This is a genomic window from Mycobacterium intermedium, from assembly GCF_002086275.1.
GTDB lineage: Bacteria > Actinomycetota > Actinomycetes > Mycobacteriales > Mycobacteriaceae > Mycobacterium > Mycobacterium intermedium.
In genome coordinates, this window is the sequence record NZ_MVHT01000144.1 from 1 (window position 1) to 9,477 (window position 9,477).

At 63.5% G+C, this 9,477-nt stretch carries 9 protein-coding genes, 1 tRNA gene and 1 pseudogene; 1 reads left to right on the forward strand and 10 read right to left on the reverse strand.

All coding sequences use genetic code 11. The features are described from left to right. Positions 1–97: 97 nt before the first annotated feature. The 4 genes from BST27_RS32740 to BST27_RS28795 all read right to left on the reverse strand — a co-directional run bounded on the left by BST27_RS32740 (position 98) and on the right by BST27_RS28795 (position 1,947). Positions 98–400, reverse strand: a complete 303-nt coding sequence (locus tag BST27_RS32740) for a hypothetical protein (protein ID WP_069418726.1) — start codon at positions 398–400, stop codon at positions 98–100. A 215-nt stretch (positions 401–615) separates the two neighbouring features. Beyond that, positions 616–1,056 carry a pyridoxamine 5'-phosphate oxidase family protein gene (locus BST27_RS28785; RefSeq protein WP_069418725.1) on the reverse strand — a complete coding sequence of 147 codons (441 nt, stop codon included), beginning with the start codon at positions 1,054–1,056 and terminating at the stop codon, positions 616–618. Positions 1,057–1,217: 161 nt separating this feature from the next. After that, positions 1,218–1,290: transfer RNA gene (locus BST27_RS28790), tRNA-Arg, on the reverse strand. A 96-nt stretch (positions 1,291–1,386) separates the two neighbouring features. Then, positions 1,387–1,947 carry a TetR/AcrR family transcriptional regulator gene (locus BST27_RS28795; RefSeq protein ID WP_069418724.1) on the reverse strand — a complete coding sequence of 187 codons (561 nt, stop codon included), beginning with the start codon at positions 1,945–1,947 and terminating at the stop codon, positions 1,387–1,389. Between the two features lie 103 nt (positions 1,948–2,050). On the opposite strand from BST27_RS28795, the gene BST27_RS28800 reads away from it, so the two are divergent. Next, positions 2,051–3,559, forward strand: a complete 1,509-nt coding sequence (locus BST27_RS28800) for a carotenoid oxygenase family protein (protein ID WP_069418723.1) — start codon at positions 2,051–2,053, stop codon at positions 3,557–3,559. Positions 3,560–3,571: 12 nt separating this feature from the next. Here the strand turns inward: BST27_RS28800 and BST27_RS28805 are convergent, their stop codons facing one another. The 6 genes and pseudogenes from BST27_RS28805 to BST27_RS28830 all read right to left on the reverse strand — a co-directional run. Next, entirely contained in the window at positions 3,572–4,396 is an 825-nt protein-coding gene (locus tag BST27_RS28805) for an LLM class F420-dependent oxidoreductase (protein ID WP_079219767.1), read from the reverse strand. A 3-nt stretch (positions 4,397–4,399) separates the two neighbouring features. After that, a complete protein-coding gene (locus tag BST27_RS28810) occupies positions 4,400–5,455 on the reverse strand; it encodes a poly-gamma-glutamate hydrolase family protein (RefSeq protein WP_069418722.1) in 1,056 nt (351 codons plus the stop codon). A 133-nt stretch (positions 5,456–5,588) separates the two neighbouring features. Next, on the reverse strand, positions 5,589–6,146 hold the full coding sequence (locus BST27_RS28815; RefSeq protein ID WP_069418721.1) for a PE family protein: 558 nt from the start codon (positions 6,144–6,146) through the stop codon (positions 5,589–5,591). Positions 6,147–6,398: 252 nt separating this feature from the next. After that, on the reverse strand, positions 6,399–6,872 hold the full coding sequence (locus BST27_RS28820) for a PE family protein (RefSeq protein ID WP_069418720.1): 474 nt from the start codon (positions 6,870–6,872) through the stop codon (positions 6,399–6,401). A 144-nt stretch (positions 6,873–7,016) separates the two neighbouring features. Further along, a complete protein-coding gene (locus BST27_RS28825) occupies positions 7,017–8,291 on the reverse strand; it encodes an Nramp family divalent metal transporter (protein WP_232007241.1) in 1,275 nt (424 codons plus the stop codon). 94 nt (positions 8,292–8,385) lie between these two features. Then, positions 8,386–9,405 (reverse strand): annotated as a pseudogene (locus BST27_RS28830) (glycoside hydrolase family 183 protein); the annotation flags it as partial. Positions 9,406–9,477: the final 72 nt, after the last annotated feature.

Genomic DNA, 9,477 nt, shown 5'->3' on the forward strand with positions numbered 1-9,477 from the left:
CCCATCATGCCCACCACCAGCCGGTATCAAGATCAAGATCTCAGCCCGCCACCGCAGGGTCGATCGGTGGATTCAGGCTTAGTTCGACGACGTGTCTCTAGTCGTCATCGTCATCGTCATCGTCATCGTCGTGGTCATCGTCGTCTTCGTCTTCGTCGTCGTCGTCTTCGTCGTCGTCGGATTTCTCGGACTTGTCGGAGTCGTCGTCATCGTCGTCGTCCGATTCCTCGGACCCGCCGGCCTTGTCGGCGTACTTGGTCAAGAGATCAGCCAGGCCACGCGCTTCATCGGGCGAAATCAGATCGTTGAAGACCTTCTGGTCGCTGTCGTCAATGCGTGCGATGTAGACCTCGTCGTCCTTGACGCCGACGTCCCACCGACCGCCCTCCTGACCAGCCATCTGCCTGCCGCCTTCCGCTAGTGCGCTGATGTTTGCATTACTGCGCTGGTTACCCACTTTTGCTTCTACGCAACGGCTGCGGTGTTAGCCGGAAATCGCGTGGCCCGGCGGCTTGCGTGACAGCGGATTAGCTACCTTGCACCGCAAGAGTTTTGGTGCTCAGGAGTCATCAAACGTTGCCGCGGGACTCGGGCCGCGTGTGGTCCGCTGTCCAGCTAGGCGTGCTCGGAAATCGCCAGCGGACCGGTTGGCTGGGGACCGAACTTGAACCGCCGCCCACTGATCTCCGTGGGGATCACCCGTACATAGTGCGGCTTCCACGTGGCGGGCCACGGCTGTAGCTCCGTTTCCTCGGCGTCTAGGACGTCGTCGTTGGAGGTCAGCAGATGCGCCCGGCCGTGGACGATCACGCTCCACCCCTCGGTGTCAGTGTGGTCGTCGGCCTCGAAAGCTACCCCCTCGCCCATCACGGCGTTGTACAGCTTGGTGCCCTGGGCGGTTCGGAAGATCAGAGTCCGGCGCTGGGTGGCGAAGTTGATGGGGAAGATTTCGGCCCGCGTGCCCCTGACCGTAACCAATCGGCCTAACGACACGGTGGATAGCAGGCTCCAGCTTTCGTCTTCGCTCAGCACGGTGACCGGATTGTCCACGGACATGCCTCAGCCTAACGCGGCGGCGTCGTGGTGAGGAGTGGCCAAAAGAGAGTGTCGCTCCGGGTTTGCAAGGGGGGCCGAGTCGCCGAGCCAATCGCACTTTGATCGCGCGCGGCCTTCGGATATAGCCTTTGAACACTCGCCTGACCTGCAACAACGCAAAGTGCCCCCGGCAGGATTCGAACCTGCGACACCGGCTTTAGGAGAGCCGTGCTCTATCCCCTGAGCTACGAGGGCGGACGGGGCCGATTCGTGACGAAAACCCGAGTTCCGGTACGGACCGTGTGCGCCGCGGCGCGCCGACTCAGCCTACCGTGACGTGTCGGGGACGGATCAATCAATGGTGATCGCGCGGGTCACCGCGTCAGCGACTTCTTCGTCGGTCAGTGTGCTGCGCTCGATGAGAGTGTGCGAGAGCACGGTTCGAACGATGATCTCGGCTGCCTGCAGGGGCGGCAAAAACCGACGTGAATATTTCGTGGCGGCGATCGCAGGTGCGACGGTCGCGGCCATGCTCTGCACGACGGTCATCCGGGTCTCACCGATCTGCAGCACGGCCCGCAGCAGCCAATGCGGTTCGTGGTCACGCACGTAGGTGAATGCGGCGTTGTGCCGCAGGTAGCGCAGTGCGGCGAGGACGGTCGCGGGCACCATGCTCACCGGGTCGCCGTGCGCGTCGACGCTGGACATCACCTCGTGGGCCATGTGCTGGACCTCGTGTTGCGCCACCGCGGAGATCAACCCGTCTTTGTCGCCGAATTCGCGGTAGGCCGTCGCCCGCGAGACGCCGGCGCGCTCGGCCACCTGGCTCAGGGTCAGCGAATCCATGCCGCTCTGCGCAATCAGCTGCAAAGTCGCTTCCAGCAGCTTTTCGGACGAACGAGTGGAGCCCATTATCGGTATTTTTACCGCCCAGCGGTGCGGCCTGTTGACCCCGTCACCAACTGAGACTAACTTGAGCTAGAGTCTCAGTTTCCGAAGCCCAAAGGAGCGCGCGGTGACGAACCAGGCAGCAGCCGTGCTTGACCTGTCGAGATTGCCGGGGTTGCAGCGGTACTTAGCGTCGTTATCCCACGACGAACGGGTCCAGGCCACCGACCGGCTTGCGGCGATGTCCAGTGCGGACCTGCTCAGCCTCGGCGTCAGCGAACCGCTGCGCACCGAACACGACTACCGGGTGGAGGAGATCGAGGGAACCATTCCCCCCGAGCTATCCGGGACGCTTTACCGCAACGGTCCCGGACGCTGGGAGGACCACACCGGCCGTCCCTTGCATCATCTGTTCGACGGTGACGGCATGTTGTCCGCCTTCGCCATCCGTGACGGCGGTGTGCACTACCGCAACCGGTACGTGCGCACCCGTCACTACCTGGGCAAGACCGGAACCACGCATTTGGGCACCGCGGCGCCCGGCGGCTGGCGGGCAAACATCGCCAAGACCCCGCCAAACTTGGCCAATACCAACGTTGTTGAGCATGCCGGCCGACTGTATGCGTTGTGGGAAGGCGGAGCGCCGTACGAGATCGACCCGGACACGTTGGACACTCTCGGCGTACGCCACTTCGGCGGGGCGCTACGCAAGGGGGCAACGTTCTCCGCACATCCCTGCGTCTGTCCCCGTACCGGCGACATGTTCAACTTCGGTGCCGAATTCATCCCGCGACCGCACCTGCGTATTTACCGCGCCGATCCGCAAGGCACCGTCCAGTACCTGCGTTCGGTCCGATTGCCGTATCTGGCAATGCTGCACGACTTTGCGATCACGGAGCGCTATCTGGTCTTTCTGCTGTCGCCGATCGCGACCAACTTGCTGCAAGTCGCTCTGGGCCTCAAGCCAGTCGGTGACACACTGCGCTACCGTCCCGAGCGGGGCAGTTTCTTCATCCTCGTGCCACGCGACGGCGGCGAGGTTCGTTTCATCGACTCCCCGGCGATACTGCAATTTCACCTGAGTAACGCCTATGACGACGGTGATGACGTCGTGGTCGACGTCATCACCTACGAAAACCCGCAGCTACTCAAGAGCATTTCGCGGTTCCAGACCACCCCACTTCATGATTCGCCCGGGGAATTCAACCGCTTCCGCGTCACCAAATCGAATCGAGTCATCCGAGAGCCGTTGAGCGACACCGTCTCTGAGTTTCCCCGACACCACCCCGACCGCGAGGGGCGTAATCACCGCTACGCCTATCTCACCAGTCGGCGGCGGCTGTCATCGGTGTACGACTCGATCACCAAACTGGACTTGAGTGACAACACCGAGACCACGTACGAGGCGCAGGCCGACGGCAACAGTTTCTGCGAACCGGTTTTCGTCCCCCGCCCCGACGCGACCACCGAGGACGACGGCTGGCTGTTGTCGGTCGAATACCAGGCCAAGGAGCACCTGTCCCGGCTGGTCATCCTCGACGCCAAAGACCTTGAGCGCGGACCAATCGCCACTGCCCAACTCACCCACCACATCCCTCAGGGATTTCACGGCAATTTCGTGGCAAGCTCGAGCTGAAACCGAAGCGGCTCAACGTAATTCGGCGATCACCTTCGCGAACGTCTCGACGTGGTTGTCCTGCACGGTGAAGTAGGTGATGCCGTACTTGTCGCGGTGGCTTCTCAGCTTGTCGGCCATCTCGGTAGGTGACCCGCTGAGTACCGCGGGCAAGGCCAACAACTCGTCGTCGGACAGGTCGGGTGCGTTCCGGCGCGTCAACGACAAGCTGGGCTTCCGCTCGCCTTCGCGAGGGACCGCGGTGATGACGAGGTTCAGCTCCAGCGGGTCGAAACGCTCGCGGGCGGCGTTGCGGACGAATTCGATGCGCTCGGCCAGTGGGTCCTCGACGTCGCGCACCTTGGCCCCGGTCAGCCCGATGATGTCGGCATGCCGCGCGGCCAGCGTCATCACCCGGTCACCGCTGCCGGCGATCATGATCGGCACCGTCGGGTGGTTCTGGCAGAAGTAGGCGGTCATGTGTTCCAGATGGTCGACGCGTGCGCCCGCGCTGGGATAGGGGAGTTCGGCGGCCTCGAACTCTTCTCGGACGTAACCGGCGCCCAGGCCCAGTTCCAGACGCTCCTCGCTGAGCACCTGCAACGCTCCGACGTCGCGTGCCAGCAGGGCCGGTTTGTAGAAGCCGGCGTTGAGCACGTACATGCTCAGGCGAATCTTCGTGGTGACCATGGCGACCGCGGTCAGCGTCGGGAATGGTGCCGCCGCCCCGAGGTGGTCGGGCACGCAGAGCACGTCGTAACCAAGGTCCTCGGCGCGCTTGGCAAGATCGACCAACCCAGCCCGAGATTTGAAGAACCGGACGCTGAGTCCGAAGCGAAAATCCTTGGTCACCGACAACACCTACCAGGAGCGTGCGGCGGCCACCAAACCACGCACCAGGGCGGAGGTGGGCGGAGACAGACCATCCTCGCCGGGGAGCGGACTTCGGGGGCTGAGGCCTCGGACGCGAACCGACAACTCCAGCTGGGTTCCACCCCCGCGCACGCGGTTGACCGGATTGTCCGGATGAAGGCCGCGGAGTTCCAGCGGAATGGCGTCGAGATCGGTGACGACCTGGTAGCCGGGCAGTTGGAGGTGGCGCCGCAGGTGCGCGGCCAGTGTCCGATTACGCCCGCCGGCCAGCAACTGGGTGCTGCGACCGATACGGCCGTAGCCGTGCAGCGAGACGACGACGTCGACATGATCGAGGAACTCGGCCAGCCGTTCGGATTCCGCGGGATCGAAACGTGCCGACGGCAGATGATGCGGATAGCGGTCGGGATGTCGCAACAGGTAGACCGATGCGTCGGCGGCCTCGGCCGCGCGTTCGGCGATCACGTCGGTCATCTGCTCCAGGCCGCCGCCGTGGATGGCCAGAAAGCCGAAGCGCGACCGGACGTAGCTGGACTCGATCACCCCGGGCTCGTTCAGCAGCGCCGAAAGCGACTGTGGTGCTGGTGTATTCGTGGTCACTGGCTTCGGCCAGTGTGTCGTGTCCCAGCGGTGCAGAAAGTCGATCCAGCGTTGCGGGAGTCCGTGGTGGCGGGCTCCGTCGATGATCCGCGGCAGGTAGCCCGGACGCGGTGGCCCGGGGGTGACGCGGTGGTCGATGTACACCCAGGCCGGCCCCGGGCCGTTGTCGGTCGCCACCGTCAACCGGTCGCGCCGATACCGCACCGGCACGCCCTCGGCACTGTCCAGGGCCGCCAGGTCGTGGTCGGAAATCTGCCACAGCACGCCGTAGACCTGGCTTCCGGTGAAGGGCTCCACCGTGGCCACGCCACGCTGGTTGATCAGCCAGTCGTGATCGGGCAGCACCGCCGGGCGGGGATCGGCGGCGTCGGGACAGCGGGCGGCCATCTGCTGGACGCACAGATTGGAGCCGTACGCGAAGTAGGGGTGCCGGCGGGCCGACATTCAGCCGGTCACCGACCGACAGATCGCCCCTTGATGGGCAATACCGTGCACCAAGCTGACACCCCAGAGTCCGACGACGTATCCATCCTGCCGTACCTGTTGACAACCAGGCTAGGCGCGACGGAAGCCAAGCTCAGGCAAGCGCGGCTAACCCGACTAGGCCGGGCAGAATGAGACTGTTGCCGAAATAGTAAAAAAATTGCGGCAGCAGAACACCAATTGCTAACGACAACAGCGGCAACCCAATGAAAAGGAAAACTAGTGCCCATAGCGCCTGGAATAGGCTGCTGTAAGGATTGTTCCTGGAAACCGCCTCGAGCTGGTAGAAGATACTCCACCCCAGGTCGTATAACGGCCCACTCAAGCCGCTAGCCTCCAGAAACGAGGTAAACGGCTGCACCAACGTGACATTGATGGCCTCTGCGCTGGCATAGCCGGCGGCGCTCGCATTCAAATGCTGCACAAATTGCTCGTGAAACCCCGCTGCCAGCCCAGCCAGCCGCTGGTAATCCTGGCCGTAGCGGGAAAACAGGTTTGCGATGCTCGTCGACACTTCGTCGGCCGCAGCGGGCAGTACCGCGAGGGTGGAATTCGCTGCCAGGGTGTGCGCCTCGTAAAGGCTCGAGCCAATGGTTTCCAGGTTCGCAGCCGCGTCAACCAGAAGTTCCGGCGCGGCGAATACATGTGACATGTCACTTTACCGCCAGCGTGCGTGGCAGTACACGACTTGCCGCGTAAACGGATACGAGCACGCCCGCTCGCGACGCGCCCGCAGATGAATGCGCAGTGGTCATGATGTCCTCCTCCAACGGGTGGTGAGAGGTCTTGTGAACCGAGCATCGCTCCATGTGAAGAAGTGGGCTTCCGTAGTCGACTACTGAAATCCTTTTGGTGCCGGCGGTGCTGCTCATGTGAACGCAAATACCGCACCGAACGAGCCGAGTTAAGGCACAAACCGTTCGACCAGGGTTAGCCCGGCTATCACGAAGATCCAAAACCAAAAAAGGGTAACCACGAAAACCACAAACGACACATCTAGCAGTGCGGCAATAGAAAATTCGAGTAGACCGAGTGCATTTCTCAACAGATTGTCAATCGCTTCCTGTAAGCCACTGCCCATGAAAAGCGACTCCACTAACGGGGCCAAAGGCCCCAAGAGGTCGACGTTGGTGGCCTCCGCCCCGGCATACATGCCCGCGCCGGCGATCAAGTGCTGCGCGAAGTCCTCATGAAACTGCGCGGTCTGGCGGGCCAAAGCCTGGTACTCCTGGCCGAAACCCGAAAACAGCTGCGCGATGCCAACAGAAACCTCATCGGCAGCGGCGGGAGCCACCGTGACGGTTGGGCCCGCAGCCACCAGGTGCGCCTCGTTGAGTGCCGAGCCAATCGCATCCAGGTTCGTCGCCGCCTCGGCCATAAGTCCGGCGTTGCGATGACAAGCGACACGGTGTCCTCCTCGGCGTAGGGCCCAATCACACTGCAATCGAGTCTCATCCGAAGTGACCGGGCGGGTTTCAGTAGTCGATTACTGAAACTTCGGCCAGCGCGCAGCCTGTCCCGCTTAACCGGTGACGGTCAGAAAAATCAGCACCAGGTTGAGCAAGGTGATCATCACCGCGACAACCCACCCGATCGCCGTCGTCGCGCGATGATTGACATCGATACCCATCACCGTGGAGTTGCTGGTCAGTCGGACCAGTGGCAGCACCGCGAACGGTATGCCGAACGACAATACGACCTGCGAGAGCACCAGGGTCCGGGTCGGGTCGACGCCGAATGCCAGGATCGCGATCGCGGGGCCCAAAGTGACCAGGCGGCGCACCACCATCGGAACCGACCAGTGCAGTAGGCCCTGCATGATCATCGCGCCGGCGTAGGCGCCCACCGACGCTGACGCCAAGCCCGACGCCAGCAGGCCGATCGCAAACAACACCGCGATCGTCGCCCCCAAGGTGTCGTGGACGGCGACGTAGGCCCCCTCGATCGAGGCGGTATCTTCTCCGCGCCCGCGCATGTTGAGCGCCGCCACCAGCAGCATCGCCGCGTTCACCGCGCCCGCGGTGAGCATGGCCAGCCCGACGTCCCATCGGGTTATGCGCAGCAGGCGGTGCCGGTCCGGACCCGGCTCCGGGTGGCCGTGGCGGTCACGCGCCAGGCCCGAATGTAAGTAGACGGCGTGGGGCATCACCGTGGCCCCCAGGATCGCCGCCGCCAGCAGCACGCTTTCGGTGCCCTCGAAGCGCGGTACAAGGCCGCTGAGTACGGCGCTCGGGGGCGGGGTGGCAACGAAAAAGCTGGCGGTGAAGCCGACAGCGATCACCAACAGCAAACCAGTGATGACCCGCTCGAAAAGGCGCTGCCCGCGACGATCCTGAATGAGCAACAGTGCCAGCGAGATCACGCCGGTGATAATCCCGCCAAGGACAAGCGGCAGGCCGAACAGGATGCGCAACGCGATCGCGCCGCCGACCACCTCGGCCAGATCGGTTGCCATTGCGACCACCTCGGCCTGTGCCCAATAGATCAACCGCGTCGGCCGACCCATCCGCAGGCCGATGGCCTCCGGCAGCGAGCGGCCGGTGACCAGCCCGAGCTTGGCCGAGAGGTACTGCACCAGCCCGGCCATCACGTTGGCCGCGACAATCACCCACAGCAGCAAGTAGCCGAACTGAGCACCCGAGCTGACGTTGGCCGCCACATTCCCGGGGTCGACGTACGCGATCGCCGCGACGAAAGCGGGTCCGAGCAGATACCAGCTCGTCTTGACCGACGTGTCCTGCGCCAACTCACCGACTTTCGATCCGGCAACCGAATAGAAGGGTGAGGGTAGTCGAATCGGCCTGGGCGGCTACGCCGAGATTGCCGTCAAGGATGTCATGTGCGCCGCGACCACGACCATGGCGGCAATCTGGACGCCGTGAGGAGCCCAGCTATCCCAGCGAGGTGTGCATCAGCATCACGTCGTATGCGGACCACAGGGACAGGTTGAAGTACACGTCCTTGCCCGTCGTCCAGGGGTGCATCATCGGTGCGTAGATGCCGCCGGGCATGGCGAAATTGGAGACCAACAGATGCTCCGGGCCGTAGGGTCCCTGCGGCGCGGGTGCGGTCCGTGCCACCACGTCGTTGGCGCCGTTGGTGTACATCACCAGGTACTGCTTGAGGTAGGTGTTGTACTGGGCCGACATCTCGGCGACCGGACCGGGGATCACCGGAGTGGCCGCCGACGGTTTGTTCGGCACCCAGGAGTTCGAATCACCGTTCCAGTACTCGTATTTGGTGAGATCCGGGATGAAACGTGGCTGCACGCGCGACAGGTGGGCCGAGCCGCCGCGTCCGTTCGGGGTGCCGAACGAGTACAGGTAACCGTCGGTCCCCTTGACATAGGCGCCCATCTGGAAGTTCTCGTTGCCCTCGACGTACGGGACTCGGGCGGCGTCGGGACCGTTGGCGCGGATAGTGCCGGGGTAGACGGCCCAGTTCTGGCCGTTGTCGGTGGACATTGCCACGCCCGAATAGTTCGTCCACCATTCTCCGTCGCGACCCCAGTCCTTGATGGACATGAAGTTGATGTACTGCGTCTTCCCGATCGAGATCGCGGCGGTCGGAATGATTCCCGTCTCTTCCTTGGCGAACTTGATGCTGTTGATCACCTGCTTGGAGAAGCCCGGTTGCTGCGTCGGGGAGCCGGCGTATCTGTTGTGGGGGTCGCCCTCGGCAACGTGGAGTCCGTGCGACAGGTCCGTGTCGTTGCTGCGGAACAGGACGTTGTAGCGCCATTGGTTGCCCTTGACGGCGCAGTAGCCGAAGGTGTCGCCGAACGCCATGAGTACCTGGTGGTTGGCGGGATCACCGTTGTCCCAAAGGATCCCGAGGTCGGTTCCGGAGATGCCGAAGCGCTGCAGGGTCTTGTTGGGGCCCTCGGGGCCGGTCACCCACTCGACCAGCGACGGGTCCTGGTTACCGGGGCGTCAAAAGCAATTGGACGCGCGGTCGCGGATCGCGTAGCCGCAGCGGGCAAC

Bases quoted from the DNA above. Each gene is read 5' to 3' on its own strand.
- BST27_RS32740 (WP_069418726.1), bottom strand. From the start codon at position 400: ATGGCTGGTCAGGAGGGCGGTCGGTGGGACGTCGGCGTCAAGGACGAC.
- BST27_RS28785 (WP_069418725.1), bottom strand. From the start codon at position 1,056: ATGTCCGTGGACAATCCGGTCACCGTGCTGAGCGAAGACGAAAGCTGG.
- BST27_RS28795 (WP_069418724.1), bottom strand. From the start codon at position 1,947: ATGGGCTCCACTCGTTCGTCCGAAAAGCTGCTGGAAGCGACTTTGCAG.
- BST27_RS28810 (WP_069418722.1), bottom strand. From the start codon at position 5,455: ATGTCGGCCCGCCGGCACCCCTACTTCGCGTACGGCTCCAATCTGTGC.
- BST27_RS28815 (WP_069418721.1), bottom strand. From the start codon at position 6,146: ATGTCACATGTATTCGCCGCGCCGGAACTTCTGGTTGACGCGGCTGCG.
- BST27_RS28820 (WP_069418720.1), bottom strand. From the start codon at position 6,872: ATGGCCGAGGCGGCGACGAACCTGGATGCGATTGGCTCGGCACTCAAC.